This is a genomic window from Streptomyces sp. NBC_01264 (genome assembly GCF_026340675.1).
Lineage (GTDB): Bacteria > Actinomycetota > Actinomycetes > Streptomycetales > Streptomycetaceae > Streptomyces.
On the sequence record NZ_JAPEOX010000001.1, the window covers coordinates 1,678,824 to 1,695,160 of the forward strand.

Annotated in this window: 12 protein-coding genes and 1 pseudogene; 5 read left to right on the plus strand and 8 right to left on the minus strand. The window is 72.7% G+C overall.

From position 1 onward, the window contains the following. The first annotated feature begins 81 nt into the window (after nt 1–81). Nucleotides 82–993: an ABC transporter ATP-binding protein gene (locus tag OG435_RS07585; protein WP_266876054.1), complete on the plus strand. Its 912-nt coding sequence runs from the start codon at nt 82–84 to the stop codon at nt 991–993. Beyond that, nucleotides 990–1,883, plus strand: a complete 894-nt coding sequence (locus tag OG435_RS07590; RefSeq protein WP_266876055.1) for an ABC transporter permease — start codon at nt 990–992, stop codon at nt 1,881–1,883. Before OG435_RS07585 ends, OG435_RS07590 begins: the two co-directional genes overlap by 4 nt. 36 nt (nt 1,884–1,919) lie before the next feature. Here the strand turns inward: OG435_RS07590 and OG435_RS07595 are convergent, their stop codons facing one another. The 3 genes from OG435_RS07595 to OG435_RS07605 form a co-directional block, all read right to left on the minus strand. After that, entirely contained in the window at nt 1,920–2,507 is a 588-nt protein-coding gene (locus OG435_RS07595; protein WP_266876056.1) for a hypothetical protein, read from the minus strand. A gap of 262 nt (nt 2,508–2,769) precedes the next feature. Further along, nucleotides 2,770–3,519: a hypothetical protein gene (locus OG435_RS07600; RefSeq protein WP_266876057.1), complete on the minus strand. Its 750-nt coding sequence runs from the start codon at nt 3,517–3,519 to the stop codon at nt 2,770–2,772. Between the two features lie 107 nt (nt 3,520–3,626). After that, on the minus strand, nt 3,627–4,079 hold the full coding sequence (locus tag OG435_RS07605; protein ID WP_266876058.1) for a hypothetical protein: 453 nt from the start codon (nt 4,077–4,079) through the stop codon (nt 3,627–3,629). Between the two features lie 164 nt (nt 4,080–4,243). On the opposite strand from OG435_RS07605, the gene OG435_RS07610 reads away from it, so the two are divergent. Beyond that, nucleotides 4,244–5,509, plus strand: coding sequence for a DUF2254 family protein (locus OG435_RS07610; RefSeq protein ID WP_266876059.1), 1,266 nt, complete (start codon nt 4,244–4,246; stop codon nt 5,507–5,509). Between the two features lie 69 nt (nt 5,510–5,578). Here the strand turns inward: OG435_RS07610 and OG435_RS07615 are convergent. After that, a pseudogene (locus tag OG435_RS07615) lies at nt 5,579–5,935 on the minus strand (FCD domain-containing protein); the annotation flags it as partial. Between the two features lie 255 nt (nt 5,936–6,190). Between OG435_RS07615 and OG435_RS07620 the strand changes: the two are divergent. Then, nucleotides 6,191–6,559: a hypothetical protein gene (locus OG435_RS07620; protein ID WP_266876060.1), complete on the plus strand. Its 369-nt coding sequence runs from the start codon at nt 6,191–6,193 to the stop codon at nt 6,557–6,559. Here OG435_RS07620 and OG435_RS07625 read toward each other — a convergent pair. The 4 genes from OG435_RS07625 to OG435_RS07640 form a co-directional block, all read right to left on the minus strand. Continuing rightward, nucleotides 6,556–7,893 (minus strand): M1 family metallopeptidase, encoded by a 1,338-nt coding sequence (locus OG435_RS07625; RefSeq protein WP_266876061.1) that lies wholly within the window; start codon nt 7,891–7,893, stop codon nt 6,556–6,558. The two genes, OG435_RS07620 and OG435_RS07625, sit on opposite strands and share 4 nt — an antisense overlap. Nucleotides 7,894–7,981: 88 nt before the next feature. Continuing rightward, nucleotides 7,982–11,935, minus strand: coding sequence for a Pls/PosA family non-ribosomal peptide synthetase (locus tag OG435_RS07630; RefSeq protein WP_266876062.1), 3,954 nt, complete (start codon nt 11,933–11,935; stop codon nt 7,982–7,984). A gap of 219 nt (nt 11,936–12,154) precedes the next feature. Beyond that, nucleotides 12,155–13,153 carry a type I glyceraldehyde-3-phosphate dehydrogenase gene (gap, locus tag OG435_RS07635; RefSeq protein WP_266876063.1) on the minus strand — a complete coding sequence of 333 codons (999 nt, stop codon included), beginning with the start codon at nt 13,151–13,153 and terminating at the stop codon, nt 12,155–12,157. A 166-nt stretch (nt 13,154–13,319) separates the two neighbouring features. Continuing rightward, nucleotides 13,320–14,276 carry a GlxA family transcriptional regulator gene (locus OG435_RS07640; RefSeq protein WP_266876064.1) on the minus strand — a complete coding sequence of 319 codons (957 nt, stop codon included), beginning with the start codon at nt 14,274–14,276 and terminating at the stop codon, nt 13,320–13,322. A gap of 299 nt (nt 14,277–14,575) precedes the next feature. Here OG435_RS07640 and OG435_RS07645 point away from each other — a divergent pair, with 299 nt between their 5' ends. Further along, nucleotides 14,576–16,261: a carbohydrate binding domain-containing protein gene (locus tag OG435_RS07645; protein WP_430625597.1), complete on the plus strand. Its 1,686-nt coding sequence runs from the start codon at nt 14,576–14,578 to the stop codon at nt 16,259–16,261. Nucleotides 16,262–16,337 lie beyond the last annotated feature (76 nt).

Here is a 16,337-nt window from a genome sequence, read left to right on the forward strand (position 1 = left end):
TCCCCCGGGCTACCGGCGGGGCCGGTGGTGTGAACCCCCGGCCGACGCACGGGCGGTCCCCGTACCGGCAGCGTGGAGCCCGTGATCGAATCGACTCGGCTGACCAAGCGGTACGGCGACACCGTCGCCGTCGACGACCTGACCTTCACCGTGGAACCGGGCCGGGTGACGGGCTTCCTCGGCCCCAACGGCGCGGGGAAATCCACCACCCTGCGCATGATCCTGGGCCTGAACGCGCCGACCGGCGGGAGCGTCACGGTGGACGGGGTCCCCTTCGCCCACCGCCCGCGGGGGCTGCGCCACGTCGGCGCGCTGCTGGACGCCCAGGACGTGCACGGCGGACGGAGCGCGCGGGCCCACCTGTCCGCCCTGGCCCGCGGCAACGGCATCCCCCTGTCCCGGGTGGACGAGGTCCTGCGTGAGGTCGGGCTGACGAAGGCGGCGGCCCGCCGGATCGGCGGCTACTCACTCGGCATGAAGCAGCGCCTCGGCATCGCGGGCGCCCTGCTCGGCGATCCGCCGGTGCTGCTGTTCGACGAGCCCCTGAACGGCCTGGATCCCGAGGGCGTGCTGTGGGTGCGCGGCCTGTTCCGGCGGCTGGCGTCCGAGGGCCGCACCCTGCTCGTCTCGAGCCACATGATGGCCGAGATGGAGCACACCGCCGACCGGATCGTCGTCATCGGCCGGGGCCGGCTGATCGCCGACGAGAGCCTCGCGGAGTTCTCGGCGCGGCACGCCTCCCGGGGCGTGAGGGTCCACACCCCCGACCCGGCGGCCCTGGAGGCCGTACTGGTCGGCGAGGGCGGGTCGGTGCGCAGGGAGGGCGGCCCGGCCGTCCGCGTCACCGGTCTGACCGCGGCCCGGATCGGCGAGCTCGCCCACCGGCACCGCATCGTGCTGCACGAACTGGCCACGGACGCCTCGTCCCTGGAGTCGGTGTTCCTCTTCCTCACCACCGACAGCGTCGAATACCCCGCAGGAGACCCCCGATGATCACACCGAGCACACCGACCACACCGAGCGCACCGGCTCCGTCCGGCACCGTGCCGTTCGAGCGGACGGTGCCGCCCGCGGCGGCCGCCTTCACCGACCTGCTCGCCGCCGAGTGGATCAAGATGCGGTCGCTCAGGTCGACCTACTGGTTGCTCGCCCTCAGTGCCGTCGTCGCGATCGCGATCAACGTGAACGGCGTCCACTCCGACCTGCCGTACATCGACCAGTCGCATCCCCCGGTTCCCGGCGAACCCCCCTATCTGTACGACCCGTTGTTCCACGGACTGAGCAGCATCGCCGCCGACGTCATGGCCCTGGCCGCGGCCGCGTTCGGGGCCATCACCGTCTTCGGCGAATACGCGACCGGGATGATCCGCACCACCTTCGCCGCCGTTCCCGACCGGCGCGCGGTGATCAAGGCCAAGGTGGTCCTGGTCGCCGCGACCTCGCTCCTGCTCGGCGTCGTGGTCTCCGTGACCTCGTTCTTCACGGTCAACGCGATGCTGTCCTCCCGGCACGTCGGGCTCTCGATCGACGACCCCGGCTGTCTGCGGGCCGTCGTGGCCTACGCGCTGGTCGTCCCGGTGTGCGCGCTGACCGGCATGGCGTTCGGGGCCGTCCTGCGTCACGCCACGGCCTCGATCGTCGCGGTCGTGGGCCTGCTCTTCCTCCTGCCCCTGCTCTTCGGCGGCGATCGGTACAGGTTCCTGAAGGAGATCGGCAACCACCTGCCGCTCGCCGCCCAGGCCCGGCTGGCCCTGAACCCGGAGGCCTCCACCTCCCTGGGCGCCCACCCGGGCACGGTCACGGGCTCCTGGATCGCGCTCGCGGGCTGGGCGCTCGTCTCGGTGATCACGGCCGTGACGGTCGTACGGCGCCGGGACGTCTGAGGACGCCCTCGCCGCTTCCGGGCGGGCGGGCGTCGTTCAGGACCGGCTGTTGATGTATCCGATGACGCAGGCGCCCCACCAGCCGGTCTGACTGACGGTGGCGGCCAGACCCGACTGGACGAGGAAGCGGACGGGGACGCCGGTGTCCCGGTAGCGCTCCAGGCGCTGCCCGAGCCAGTGCGCGTAGAGACCGTTCAGGGTGATGACCAGAACCAGAGCGATCTTGGTCAGGGTGAGCGTCGATTCCATGTTCGGGCTCAGGAAGAGGCCCGTGACGAGGAGACCCGCGAGGCCGCCCCAGATCGGAACCTGCAGCGTGGCGGCGGTGTCCAGGATGTCGGCCAGGCGGCGGCGTCCGAGCAGCCACAGGATGGCGAACCAGTCGACGGCCAGTACGGCGCCCAGGCCCACGACCATGGCTGCCAGGTGGAGGAAGCGGGCGGTGGCCTGAAGCGTCGGGTCCGCGTGGACGTGGCCGGACACCCAGCACGCACCGGTCAGGGCGGCGGTGGCGAAGAGCCCGAGCGCTCCGAGGACCCATACGGGGGTCGGCTGCTTTCCGGCCGTGGACCGGTCGGCCGGCGGGACGGCCGTGGTGATCTGCGCATCGACGGAGAGGGCCACGGTTCAGCTCGCCACCTTGTGCACGACGGGGTGGCGGAGGTATCCGGGCGATCTTCGCATGGCTGATTTCTTCCGTACGGCAAGAAGGGGCTTAGGTAAGGCGAACCTAAGTCGTCGTTCGGGGCCCCGCCAGCCCGTCTCACCATGCGATCGCCAGGCAAAGGCGGGCATAAGGGGTGCATCCGGAGTGGGTGCGTCCGGAACCAAACCCGGGCCGGGGCCCGCACGGGGAGGGGCGGGCGACCCCGCCCCTCCCCGTCGCTCAGTGGGCGTGGCCGTCGGTGTGCGGCGCCGCCGACTTCGACGGAGTCGGCTTCGCGGGAGCGGGCTTCGCCGTGGACGGGGCTCCGGGGGCGGGCGCCGCCGGATGCTCCGGGGTGGCGGCAGGAGCGTGGCCGTCCTCGGCGGGCTCTTGCGCCCCGCCGTGACTGTGGCCGCCACCGGGGGCGTTCTCCATGGAGGCGGCGACTTCCCGCAGACCGAGGAAGGCGAGAGCCGCGGTGACGAGAACGGCCAGGCCGACGGGGCCGAAGACCCGGGGCGCCGGGGTGTCGGCGTCCTTGATCACGTAGGCGACGAACGAGACGACCAGTCCGGTGGGAACGAGAACGGCGCCGCGGGCGGGGAAGTCGTCGAAGTGCTGGAGGCCGCCGCTGAGCATGCCGATGCCGAAGGACAACAGCAGCGAAGCGCCCATCACCAGCAGCAGGCGGGGCAGCCCCGGACGCTCCCTGGTGAGCACGAACTCGTTGAGGACGGTCGCGGCGAGGAAGACGAGGGCGCCGTACGCGGCGATGCGGGTGTAGCGGTCGGGATCGAGCGGGTGGTGGACGACGGCGCCGCTGATGAGGCCGGCGCCGACGAAGTAGCCGACGTAGCCGAGGTACCGGGCGGCCAGGGACCGGGTCCGCGCCGGGCTTGCGTGGCGCTTGCGCCGGGCGGCGCGTCCCGTGGCGGGAGCGCCGGGTGAAGCGTCCGCGGTCCGGGTGCCGAGGAGTTGGGGCGAAGTCACGTGCGAGTTCCTTTGGTGCCGCGTGCACGGCTCATCGCCCGGCCGGCTACGAGGGGCGGACCGGGTCTTCGATGAGATCGGGTCGGATCGGGGCGAACGGCCCGGACCTATACCCGGTGCACCACCGAGCCGAGAACACTGCGCAGGGGAGGGAGGCCGGACGGAGCGGTCCGCTCCCACAGGGCCGTACGCATCGCACCGACGGCAGGAGACAGGTCCCCGAGGGGAACCGGCGACGGCGCGGGCAGCTCCGCACCCTGCTGCGGGTGCCCGGAGACGCACACCTCGGCGGGGTGCCCGCGCCCGCGATCATCACCGGGCCCGCTGCCGCTGCCGTCGCCGTGCCCGCCGTCATCGCCGTGCCCGCCCGGTGTCCCGTCGCCGTGAGGACCGGCGGCGCCGTCGAGCCCGACGGCATCCAGGTGGGCCACCGGGACCGCACCGCGGGCGACGTGCGTGGAGAGGAACGCGAACAGCAGGGCGGCCAGCCACAGCAGTCGCAGCGCGCCCGCCGGACGGCGGGCCCGCTGCGCGCCGGATGCGGCTCGGGCCGTGATCATGCCGAGAACCTATCCGGCGGCCGGGATCCACCGTGCGGCAGCCCCGTTGACACGAGGTGTACGGCCGTGGGCCGTTTCCGTCGCGCGCCGCCACCCTCTCCCGCGGCTCCCGTGGTTGCATCCTCAGCGGAGGGGTGGGTTCACCGGGACCTGGAGGAGGCTGGATGTCCGGCTCGGCCGACGACCCCGCACGGCTGCGCACCCGGGAAAGCCGCCGCGGGCGGGGCGCGATGCTCCCCCGCCCCTCGCGCGCGGTGCGCAGGGATCTGGCGCAGCTCGTCTGCGCGGTCATCGGGGCGGCCCTGGGGGTGGCCCTTCCCAGGCTCTCGCTGGGACCCGAGGTGGATGCCGGGCCGGTGGTGACGCTCCTGTTCACCCTCGGGTTCGGTGTCATCAGTCTGGTGAGCATCATCTACTCGATGCTGTTCCTGGTGATCCAGTTCTCCGCCAGCACCTTCACTCCGCGCCTCGGCCTCTTCCGGGACGACCCCATCGTGTGGCGCACCTTCGCCTTCACCGTCGGCGTGTTCGTCTTCAGCATCGTCTCCGGACTGGCCATCGGTGCCCGCAGGACGGCCGTCTCGACCCTCGTTCCGGGGACCGCGATGGTGCTCACCCTGGTCGCGCTCAGCTTCATGCGGACGCTGCAGACGAGAGCGTTCCTCTCGATCCAGCTCGGCCATTCCCTGACCGCGATCGCCACGCGCGCGCACCGGCTGTTCGATGAGCTGTACGTCCGGCCCTACGATCCCGGGACGGCCACGGCCACGGACCCACCGCCCCCGCAGGCCCCCACCAGCGCCGTCCGGTGGTCCGGACCGGCCGTGGTGGTGCAGCGGATCGACGTGCGCGCACTGGTCGCCCTGGCCGAGCGGCACGACTGCTCCCTCACCTTCCTCGTCGCCCCGGGAGCGACCGTGTCGCAGGGCATGACGCTCGCCGGGGTGACCGGCGGCGAGCTGCCCGAGGAGGTTCTGCGCGGCCATCTGGAGGCCGGAGTGGAGCGCACCTTCGATCAGGATCCCGACCTGCCCTTCCGGCTGCTCGCCGACATCGCGCTGCGGGCGCTCTCCCCCGCGATCAACGACCCGGCCACGGCGGCGGAGAGCCTGGACCGCCTCGAGGACCTGCTGACGCGGCTCTCCGGCCGCGATCTGGGCATCGGCCGGTTCGCCGACGGGAGCGGCCGGCTGCGGGTGACGATCCCGGTGCCGGACTGGGAGCGGTACGTGCGAACGGCCGTCGACGACCTGCTCTTCTCCGCCGCCGATTCCCCGATGGCCCTGCGCAGGATGCGCGACCTGCTGGGCAGGCTGGCGGAGCGGGTCCCGGAGAGCCGGCGCGCGGTCGTGCGGGAGCGGCTCCAGTGGGTCGACCGGACGGGAAGGGAGAGGTACCCGCTGCTCTGGGCCGATTCCGAGGCACCGTGAGCAGCAGGCCTCAGCGGGACGGAACAGCCGCACCCCGCAGGGTGGTTGGCCTGCCGCCCGGCCGCCGGGCTACTTCGCCCGCTCGTGGTACGTCTTGCGGGTGTGCTCCGTGTGCGCGCGCATGATCGCCGTCGCGGCCTGTCCGTCGCCGTCCGCGATCGCCGCGATCAGCTCGCGGTGCTCGACCCAGGACTGGCGGCCCCGCTGCCGGGCGACGGGCGTGTAGTACCAGCGGACGCGCCGGTCCACCTGTGCGGCCAGCTCGGCGAGGACGGCGTTGCCCGCGAGCTCCATGATCTTCGCGTGGAGCCGGGCGTTCGCCCTGACCGCCGCGTCCACGTCGTCCGCGGCGACGGCCCGCTCCCCCTGCGCGCACAGCTCTTCGAGCTCCGTGATGGCCTCGGCGCCGGCGTGGGTGGCGGCGAGCCCGCGCTCTGAGCCGCACCTCCGCGTAGCCAGAGCTCTCTCTCCGTCCCCCGACGGCCCCCGGGCGCTCTCCGCCCAGCCGTCGCATCCTTCTCCGGCCCGTTCCGGCAACCGGCGCGCCCAGCCCTTGCGGCGGGCTCGTCCGCCATGCTCCGGGCTCCCACCCCTCACCCTTTCCCAGGGCGTCCCACGGCCGCTCTGCCCTGTCCGCGCACAGCCATGTCCGCGGACCCCATTCCAGAAAGAAGCACTGTCATGACCTTCAACACCGCCATCGACGCCGCCACGACCACCCCCACCACCGCGGCCGCCGAGGAGCAGGCCCAGACCCTCGCCGTACTGCACGAGATCCGCGACGAACTCCGCGATTTCAACAAGGACATGGACCGTCTGAACGCCCTGACCGAGGATCAGGTCAAGTCCACCGTCGAGAACCGCAAGCTGACGGCGCTGACGCTCATGTTCGTCATTCCGTCCACCTTCGCCGCGATCCCGGGCGCCAACTTCGAGCACCTCAACGAGTACGGCTTCGACAACTTCTTCGCCCTGCCGGTGCTCCTCGGCACCGTCCTCGCCGCATCGCTGGGCACCTTCGTCTTCGTCAAGAAGAAGGGATGGCTCTAGAGCGCCCCGGCCGGCGAAGGCAGCGGCGGGAGGGCCGGCTCGGAGAGCCAGGCCGTGAAGAGCTCGTCCAGCGGTTCGAGCGCGTAGCGGGACGCGTGCGCGGTGAAGCCCGCCGTGGTGACCACGCCGTGGCGGTGCACGGTGGCCCACTCCCGCAGCATGCGGAAGAACGGGCCGTCCCCCAGTGCGCAGCGGATCGCGTGCACGGCCAAGCCGCCCCGCTGGTAGAGGCGGTCGTCGAACATCAGCTTGCGTCCCGGGTCGGCCAGCAGGAGGTCCTGCGGCTGCCCGGACAGCAAGCGGTGTGCGGCGGCCGCCAGTTCGTGCGCGGTGCGGCCGCCGGAGCGTTCCGACCAGAGCCATTCCGCGTACTTCGCGAAGCCCTCGTTGAGCCAGATGTGCCGCCAGTCGGCGATGGTCACGCTGTTGCCGAACCACTGGTGCGCGAGCTCGTGGGCGATGAGCCGCTCGGAGCCGCGTACGCCGTCCACGTGGTTGGCGCCGAACAGGGAGAGCCCCTGGGCCTCCACCGGCACGTCCAGTTCCTCGTCGGCGACGACGACCGCGTACTCGCCGAAGGGATAGGGGCCGAACAGCTCCTCGAACAGCTGCATCATGGCGGGCTGCCGCGCGAAGTCCCGGGAGAAGCCCGGCAGCAGGTGCGCCGGTACGTGGGCGCTCTGCGGGACCCCGCCGAGCCCGGGGTCGCCGAGCAGCACCGTCTGGTACATGCCGATGGACAGGCCGACCAGGTACGTGGAGGTCGGCGCGGGCTGCTCGTACACCCACGTGGTGGTGGAGGCCCGGGTCGTCCGCGTGAGCAGCCTGCCTCCGGCCACGACGGTGTAGGCGGAGGGGGTGTTGACCGAGATCTGGTACGAGGCCTTGTCCGCGGGCCGGTCGTTGCACGGGTACCAGGAGGGTGCGCCGACGGGCTGGCTCGCCACGAGCGCGCCGTCGGTCAGTTCCTCCCAGCCGAGCCCGCCCCAGGGGCTGCGCACCGGGGTGGGGTTGCCCGCCCAGTGCACCTCGACGGTGAAGGCGGCGCCGGCGGGCAGCGGCTTGGGGGGCCGGATCCGGAGTTTGCCGCCGCGGTGGCTGTAGTGCGGGGCCCGGCCGTTCACCAGGACGCGGCCTATTTTGAACTCGGCCAGGTTGAGGTGGAACTCGGTGAGCGGCGCCCGCCCGGCGATCGCGCTGAGCCGGGCCGTGCCGGCGAGCCGGTTGGGGCCGGGGCGGTACTCCAGAGCGAGTTCGTACCGGTGCACGCGGTAACGGGGGTCGCCGTTGGCCGGAAAGTACGGGTCCGATGCCGCTGTCTTCTGGCCGTTCACTGCCGCTTCCGCTCCCTGCGTTGTGCTCGTACGACGTGCTGGTGCCGCTGGGCCCGGACGCCCGGTTCCGGACGTCCCGACCCGCTCTTCAAGGCCGCCACGCCTCGATCGGGTTGCCCAGCCAGCGGGTGTCGGCGGGAACGGATTCCCCGGCCATCACGAGGGAGGCGGGGCCCAGCGTGCTGCGGGCCCCGACCGTGCTCCCGGGCAGGACGATGCCACCCGGGCCCAGGGTGGCGCCCTCACGGAGGACCACAGTATCCGTCCTCAAGATCCGGTCGTGGAAGAGGTGCGTCTGCAACACGCAGCCCCTGTTCACGCTGACCGCGTCACCCAGGGTGACCAGGTCGGTCTCGGGCAGCCAGTAGCTCTCGCACCACACGCCCCGGCCGATCCGGGCACCGAGTGCGCGCAGCCACAGCGACAGTACCGGCGTGCCGGGCACCGAGCCGATCAGCCAGGGCACGGCCAGTACCTCGACGAAGGTGTCGGCCAGTTCGTTGCGCCACACGAAGCCGCTCCACAGCGGGTGCTCGCCCGTCCGGTGCCGGCCGACCAGCAGCCACTTCGCGGCCGCCGAGACCACGCACGCGGCCACCCCGGCGGCGAGCAGGACCGCTCCCGACAGCACCGCGGTCACCCACGGGCCGGGCCCGTCCGCCGCGGCCAGCGCGCAGAACGCGGCGACGGTCAGTACGGCCAGCGCGGCCGAGCAGAAGACCGGGACGAGCCGGCACAGCTCCACCAGCCCGCGCGCCCACAGCAGCCGCGCGGGCGGATCGTACGTCCGGCTCTGGTCGGAGTCCGCGGTGGACCTGGGGAGCCGGACCGGCGGCAGGCCCAGGTAGGAGCTGCCCTTCTTGGCCTTCTTCGGGGTGGCGGACAGGACGCCGACCAGCCCGTCGTCCGGCACGGAGCGGCCCGGCGCGGTCATGCCGGAGTTGCCGAGGAAGGCCCGGCGGCCGATCTCGGAGTGTCCGATCCGCAGCCAGCCGCCGCCCAGCTCGTAGGGGGCGGTCAGGGTGTCGTCGGCGAGGAAGGCGCCCTCGCCGACGGTGGTGAGGCTCGGCAGCGCGAGCACGGTGGACACCTCGGCGCCCCGGCCGATCTTCATGCCGAGGAGCCGCAGCCACACCGGTGTGATCAGTCCGGCGTACAGGGGGAAGAGGGTTTCCCGGGAGAGGTCCATCAGCTGGGTGACCGTCCAGGCCTGCCAGCCGATCCTGCTGTGCGTCGGGTGGACGCCGGTGCGCAGTCCGAGGCTGAGGAGGCGTACGGAGACCAGGATCAGGGCCGCGTACGCGAACCCGAAGGCGAGCGCCCCCGGCACCACGGCGAGCAGCGCTCCGGCCAGGGCCCGGCCCGCTCCGGCGTCGGCGGGCATGAAGCGGGCGGCGACCAGGAGGGCGGGCAGGGCGGCGAGCACGGGCAGGGAGGTGAGGCAGAAGCCGGCCGCCCCGTAGGCGGCGCGCCAGGGCAGACCGCGCGGCGGGCGCTCCTTGGGCCAGTTCCGCTTGGCCTTGCCGAGTTTCCCGGCGGGGGCTCCGGCCCAGCGCTGGCCGGTCGGGATCTGGCCGACCACGGCGGAGCCGGGGGCCACCTCGGCCCGCTTTCCGACGCGGGCGCCGGGGAAGAGGATGCTGCGGGTGCCGACCACGGCGCCCGCGCCGACCTTCACGGCGCCGATCTCCAGCCGGTCCCCGTCCAGCCAGTGGCCGGAGAGGTCGACCTCGGACTCCACGGCGCAGCCGCGGCCGAGTTTGAGCATGCCCGTGACGGGCGGCAGCGAGTGCAGGTCCACCTCGGGGCCGATCTTGGCGCCCAGGGCCCGCCCGTAGCGCTCCAGCCAGGAGCCGGTGAGGGAGGTCGCGCCGGAGTACTCGGCCAGTCGCTCGGCCGTCCACAGCCGCAGGTGAACGTTTCCGCCGCGCGGGTGGCGTCCCGCCTTCACCCCGCGCAGCAGCAGCCGGGCCCCGCCCGCGGCGATCGCGAGGCGGCCGGGCGGGCTGAAGAGCAGTGCGGCGCCGGCGGCGACGAGCCACCAGGAGGCGGCGGGCGCCCACGGGTAGGCACCGAACCAGTGCAGGACGTTGCCCAGGGCGAGCACCGCCACGGTCCAGCGCAGGCCGACCAGGGTGAACAGCGGGATCAGCAGCAGGGACTGGATGACCTCGGTCCGCCGCGGCACGGGCGCGATGGTCCGGACGGCGCCGTCGTCCTGTGCGGACTTCTCCAGGTGCCGGGCCAGCTTGCGCAGGGTGGGCTGCTGGTAGATGTCGAGGACGGCCGCGCTCGGGTAGCGCGTGCGCAGCCGGGTGGTGAGCTGGGCGGCGGCGAGGCTGCTGCCGCCGATCGCGAAGAAGTCGTCGGCGGCGCCGGTGACGGCCACGCCCAGGGTCTCGCTCCACTGCTCGGCGAGCCAGGCCTCGGTCCCGTAGAGCTGCTCGGTGGGGCCGCTGGTCTCCAGTTCCGGGAGCGGCCAGGGCAGGGCGTTCCGGTCCACCTTGCCGGAGGTGCGGGTGGGCAGCTCCTCGACCGGTGCGAGCAGCGGTACGAGGGCCGCGGGCAGCTCGGCGCGCAGCCGGGTCACGGCCGCCGCGTGGTCCCAGCCGTCCTGGGTGACCAGGTAGCCGACGAGGAGCTGGTTGCCGCTGCGCGCGGTGCGGACAGCGGCGGCCGCGCCGGCGACCCCGGGCAGGGCCTGGAGGGCGGCGTCCACCTCGCCCAGCTCGATGCGCCGGCCGCCGAGCTTGATCTGCTCGTCGCCGCGGCCCAGGAAGACCAGGCCCTCCGGTTCCGCGCGGACGAGGTCGCCGCTGCGGTAGGCGCGCTCCCAGCCGAGGGATTCCAGCGGGGCGTACTTCTCCGCGTCCTTCTCGGGGTCGAGGTAGCGGGCCAGGCCGACGCCGCCGATGACGAGCTGACCGCTGCCGCCCATGGGCACCGGTTCGCCGGACTCGTCGACGACGGCCAGTTCCCAGCCGTTCAGCGGGAGGCCGATCCGGATCGGTTCCTCGCCGGTCAGCAGGGAGGCGCAGGCCACGACGGTGGCTTCGGTGGGGCCGTAGGTGTTCCAGACCTCGCGGCCCTCGGTGACCAGGCGCTGGGTGAGTTCGGGCGGGCAGGCCTCGCCGCCGAAGATCAGCAGCCGGACCTCGTTGAGGGCCTCGGGCTCCCACAGGGCGGCCAGGGTCGGCACCGTGGAGACCACGGTGATCTCCTGCTCGGCCAGCCAGGGGCCGAGGTCGGCGCCGCTGCGGACCTGTGAGCGGGGGACGGGCACGAGGCAGGCGCCGTAGCGCCAGGCCAGCCACATCTCCTCGCAGGAGGCGTCGAAGGCCACGGACAGTCCGGCCATGACCCGGTCGCCGGGGCCGATGGGCTCCTCGGTGAGGAACAGCGCGGCCTCGGCGTCCACGAAGGCGGCGGCGCTGCGGTGGCTGACGGCCACGCCCTTGGGCTTGCCGGTGGAGCCGGAGGTGAAGATGATCCACGCGTCGTGTTCGGGCCCGGGCCGGGCGGCCGGGGCGCCCGCGGCAGCGGGGCCCGCGCCCGGCGCGGCGACCTCGATGCACTGGCCGGCGCCCAGCACGGCCCGTACTCCGGCCTCGCCGAAGACCAGGTCGGCCCGCTCGTCCGGGTCCTCGGCGTCCACGGGCACGTAGGCGGCGCCCGCCGCGAGGACGGCCAGGATGCCCGCGTACAGCTCGTTGGTGCCGGACGGCACCCGGACGCCGACCCGGTCCCCGAGCCCCACTCCGGCGGCCGCCAGGGCCCGCCGCCGTCGCTCCACCTCGGCGGCGAGCGCCCGATAGGTCAGCCGGGTGGCGCCGTCGTCCAGGGCGAGCTCGTCGGGGTGGGCGCGTACGGAGGCCTCGAAGACGTCGACGAGGGTACGGGTCGGGGCGGCGGGTCCGGCACAGAACAGGGCGGACTTGCCCGACTCCCCGGGTCCCTCCCCGGCGTCGGGCGCCTGCCCTTCGTCGAGTCCGGTCCCGTCGTCGAGCAACGTGACTTCACCGTGCTCTGGTGTGGCTGCCATCGGCCCTCGCGTCGTGTTCCCGGAAGCCTCCGGGTCGCCGGGCGGAGCCCGGGGATGCCCAGGTTGTTCCGGTCCAGCGCCAAACAACCTGCCAGTCTAGTGCGATATCAAGGATTTTCCATTTCAAGCCTTGCGCATGGCCGGGAAGGACCGGTAAAAGCGGCGCGCCGCGGACCGGATACCCGGTCCGCGGCGCGCCCTGCGGGCTGAGGTCCGGCCTCAGCTGCCGGCGAGGAGTTCGAGCGTGTCGATGACCCGGTTCGAGAAGCCCCACTCGTTGTCGTACCAGGCGACCACCTTGATGTGGCGGCCTTCGACGCGGGTGAGCTGCGAGTCGAAGATGGAGGAGGCGGGGTTGCCCGTGATGTCGGAGGACACCAGCGGGTCGTCCGAGTACTCCAGCACCCCGGCGAGCGGTCCCTCGGCGGCGGCGCGGTAGGCCGCCAGGACGTCCTCGCGGGTCACGTCGCGGGCGACGGTGGTGTTCAGCTCGACGATCGATCCCACCGGTACGGGGACGCGGATGGAGTCGCCGGAGAGCTTGCCGTCCAGGTTCGGCAGGACCAGGCCGATGGCCTTGGCGGCGCCCGTCGTGGTCGGCACGATGTTCACGGCGGCGGCGCGGGCGCGCCGGGGGTCGCGGTGCGGACCGTCCTGGAGGTTCTGCTCCTGCGTGTAGGCGTGCACCGTGGTCATGAACCCGTGCTCGATGCCGGCGAGTTCGTCCAGTACGGCGGCCAGCGGAGCGAGCGCGTTGGTCGTGCAGGAGGCGTTGGAGACGATCGTGTGCAGGGCCGGGTCGTAGGAGTCGCTGTTCACCCCGAAGGCGAGGGTGATGTCGGCCCCGTCCGCCGGTGCGCTGACGAGCACCTTCTTGGCGCCGGCGTCGATGTGGGCGCGGGCGGCCTTGGCGGTGGCGAACCGGCCGGTGGCCTCCAGCACGATGTCCACACCGAGCTCGGCCCAGGGCAGCTGGGCCGGCTCGCGCTCGGCGAGCACCTTGATGCGGCGGCCGTCGACGACCAGGACGTCCCCGTCGACGGTGACCGGGCGGCCGAGCCGGCCGGAGGTGGTGTCGTAGGCGAGCAGCCGCGCGAGGGTGGCGGGTTCGGTGAGGTCGTTGACGGCGACGACGTCGAGCTTGCTGTCGCGTTCCAGCAGAGCGCGGAGCACGTTGCGTCCGATGCGGCCGAATCCGTTGATGGCGATGCGAGTCATGGTGTCTCCCTGTTCCCTGTCCCTTGGGTTCGACTCCAGGTTCGCCGCTCGGGGACGCCCGCGACAGCGGCGCGATCGCCACGGTCCGCAAGGATCGCGCCACGGAGGGGGCGGGCGGGGGCCTCGGGGCCTCCGGGCCGTCCCCGTCACTCGGGACCGTCCCCCGTCACTCGCCCCGGGCGAAAGTGCGCCGGTACTCGCTCGGCGTGGTCCGCAGGATGTGCTGGAAGTGCAGCCGCAGGTTCGCGCCGGTGCCCAGGCCCACGTCCGCGGCGATCTGCTCCACGCTCCGCTCCGAGCGCTCCAGCAGTTCCCGGGCCACGTCGATGCGGGCGCGCATCACCCACTGCATCGGCGTGTACCCGGTGTCCTCGGCGAACCGGCGGGAGAACGTGCGCGGGGACACCGCCGCGTGCCGGGCGAGCGTCTCCAGCGTGAGGGGTTCGCCGAGCCGGTGCAGGGCCCACTCGCGGGTGGCGGCGAACCGCGGGCCGAGCGGCTCGGGCACGCTGCGCTGCACGTACTGCGCCTGGCCGCCGCTGCGGTAGGGGGCCGCGACCAGCCGGCGGGCCGTGTGGTTCGACGCGGCGACCCCGAGGTCGCCGCGCAGGACGTGCAGGCACAGGTCGATGCCCGAGGCGGCTCCGGCGGAGGTGAGCACCGAGCCCTCGTCGACGAACAGGACGTTCTCGTCCACCTGTACCAGAGGCCACTTCGCGGCGAGGGCCCGGGCGTAGTGCCAGTGCGTGGTGGCGCGCTTGCCGTCGAGCAGGCCCGTGGCGGCGAGCGCGAAGGCTCCGGTGGAGATGGCTGCGAGCCGTGCGCCCCGGTCGTGGGCGGCGATCAGTGCCTCGACGACGGCCCGCGGCGGGTCCTCGCGGTCGGGGAACCGGTAGCCGGGGACGAAGACGGTGTCGGCCCACGCGAGGGCTTCGAGGCCGTGGGCGACGGAGTACGACAGGCCGTCACCTCCGGTCACGAGCCCCGGGGCGGCTCCGCACACGCGGACCTCGTAGGGCATGCTCGCGCGGGTCGTGAACACCTGCGCGGGGATGCCGACGTCGAGGGGCTTCGCCCCTTCGAGGACGAGGACGGCGACGTGGTGGGGGCGGGAGGCTGGCACCGCGACATGCTTCCGAAGCGGCGGGAGGCTTGTCAAGCATCACGGTTAGTAAACCTTCCGATTGAGATAACCACCTATCGGTTGGTCCAGACCTGTTGACGGCGGTCCTTCCGGAGGATTAGGTTCCCGGCCACGAAGCGCACTCGAAGCGGATACGACGTCAACTCCCCACGCCCGCCAGGATGTACGGCCCCACCTCGGGCCTCCCCCCCGCCGCCCGTCCCCACGCGTCCCCCGGCGGGCCCGCACGCCCCGCTTCGCGCTCCACGCCGTCCCCCCATTCCACTGGAGGCACTTCCTTGCGCACCCCAACCCGAACCCGAACCCGCACACGGCTGGCCTGCGCCCTCGGCGCGACCCTGCTCGGCGCGGCCGCGGTGCTGGCCTCCCCCGGGGCGGCCTTCGGCGCCAACATCCTCGCGAACGGCGACTTCGAGTCCGGCAGCACGGCCGGCTGGTCCTGTTCCGGCGGGCTGGGATCCGTGGTCGGCTCCCCCGTGCACGGCGGGAGCAAGGCACTGGCCGGCGCGGCCAGTGCGAGCGACAACGCCAAGTGCGTCCAGACCGTCGCCGTACAGCCCAACACCAGCTACACGCTCTCCGCCTGGGTCCGCGGCAGCTACGTCTACCTCGGCGTCACCGGCGGCGCCTCCACCTGGACCCCCTCGGCGGCCGCCTACACCAAGCTGACCGTGTCCTTCACCACCGGCGCCTCCCAGACCAGCGCGGAGATCTACCTCAACGGCTGGTACGGACAGGGTACTTACCACGCCGACGACATCACCCTGGACGGCCCCGGCGGCACCGCCGACACCCAGGCGCCCACCGTGCCCGGCAGCCTCACCTCCACCGGCAAGACCTCCACCTCGGCGTCCCTGAGCTGGAGCGCGTCCACCGACAACGTCGGCGTGAACGGCTACGACGTCTACCAGGGCGCTGCGTTGGTCGCCACGTCGGGCACCACCAGCGCGACCGTCACCGGCCTGACCTCGAGCACCGCCTACGCGTTCACCGTGCGGGCCCGCGACGCCGCCGGGAACACCTCGGCCGCCTCGAACACCGTCAACGTCACCACGGACACCGGGACCACGCCGCCGGCCGGCTTCAAGCAGGCCGCGCCGTACCTGTACCTGGGCTGGGGCAACCCGCCGAGCCCGACCACCGTGATGAACGCGACCGGCACCAAATGGTTCACCATGGCGTTCATCCTCTCCTCCGGGGGCTGCAACGCGTCCTGGGACGGTCAGCGCCCGCTGACCGGCGGCATCGACCAGAGCACCATCGCCTCGATCCGCGCCGCGGGCGGCGACATCGTGCCCTCCATCGGCGGCTGGCAGGGCAATAAGCTCGGCCCCAACTGCTCGAGCGCCGAGGCCCTGGCCGGCGCCTACCAGCAGGTCATCAGCGCGTACGGCCTCAAGGCCATCGACGTGGACATAGAGAACACCGACGAGTTCGAGAACGCCGTGGTCCAGGACCGCATCCTCGGCGCGCTCAAGATCGTCAAGCAGAACAACCCCGGCCTGAAGACCATCCTGACCTTCGGCACCTCCACCACCGGCCCGACCAGCTGGGGCAACCGCCTGATCGAGCAGTCCAAGGCGCTGAACGCCGGCATCGACGTCTTCACGATCATGCCGTTCGACTTCGGCAACGCCTCGACGGACATGTACGCCAGCACCGTCAGCGCGACCGAGGGCCTCAAGGCCAAGCTGAAGGCCGTCTACGGCTGGGACGACGCGACCGCCTACTCCCACATCGGCATCTCGGGGATGAACGGCATCAGCGACACCCAGGAGACCACCACCGTCCAGAACTGGACCGACATCCGCAACTGGGCCAACTCCCACCACATCGCGCGCCTCGCCTTCTGGTCGGTGAACCGCGACCGTGGCTGCCCCGGCGGCGGCCTGCAGGAGACCTGCTCGGGCATCGCCCAGAGCGACTGGCAGTTCACCTCCCTCACGGCCGGCTTCACCGGCTGATCCACCGCCTCGCAAGGGTGGGGGCCGTCGCGGAGATCCGCGGCGGCCCCCACTGCTCGTATGGGGTCAGGAAGCG

Coding starts and splice junctions, on each gene's coding strand:
- OG435_RS07630 (WP_266876062.1), bottom strand. CDS start 11,935: ATGGCAGCCACACCAGAGCACGGTGAAGTCACGTTGCTCGACGACGGG.
- gap (WP_266876063.1), bottom strand. CDS start 13,153: ATGACTCGCATCGCCATCAACGGATTCGGCCGCATCGGACGCAACGTG.
- OG435_RS07610 (WP_266876059.1), top strand. CDS start 4,244: ATGTCCGGCTCGGCCGACGACCCCGCACGGCTGCGCACCCGGGAAAGC.
- OG435_RS07590 (WP_266876055.1), top strand. CDS start 990: ATGATCACACCGAGCACACCGACCACACCGAGCGCACCGGCTCCGTCC.
- OG435_RS07605 (WP_266876058.1), bottom strand. CDS start 4,079: ATGATCACGGCCCGAGCCGCATCCGGCGCGCAGCGGGCCCGCCGTCCG.
- OG435_RS07620 (WP_266876060.1), top strand. CDS start 6,191: ATGACCTTCAACACCGCCATCGACGCCGCCACGACCACCCCCACCACC.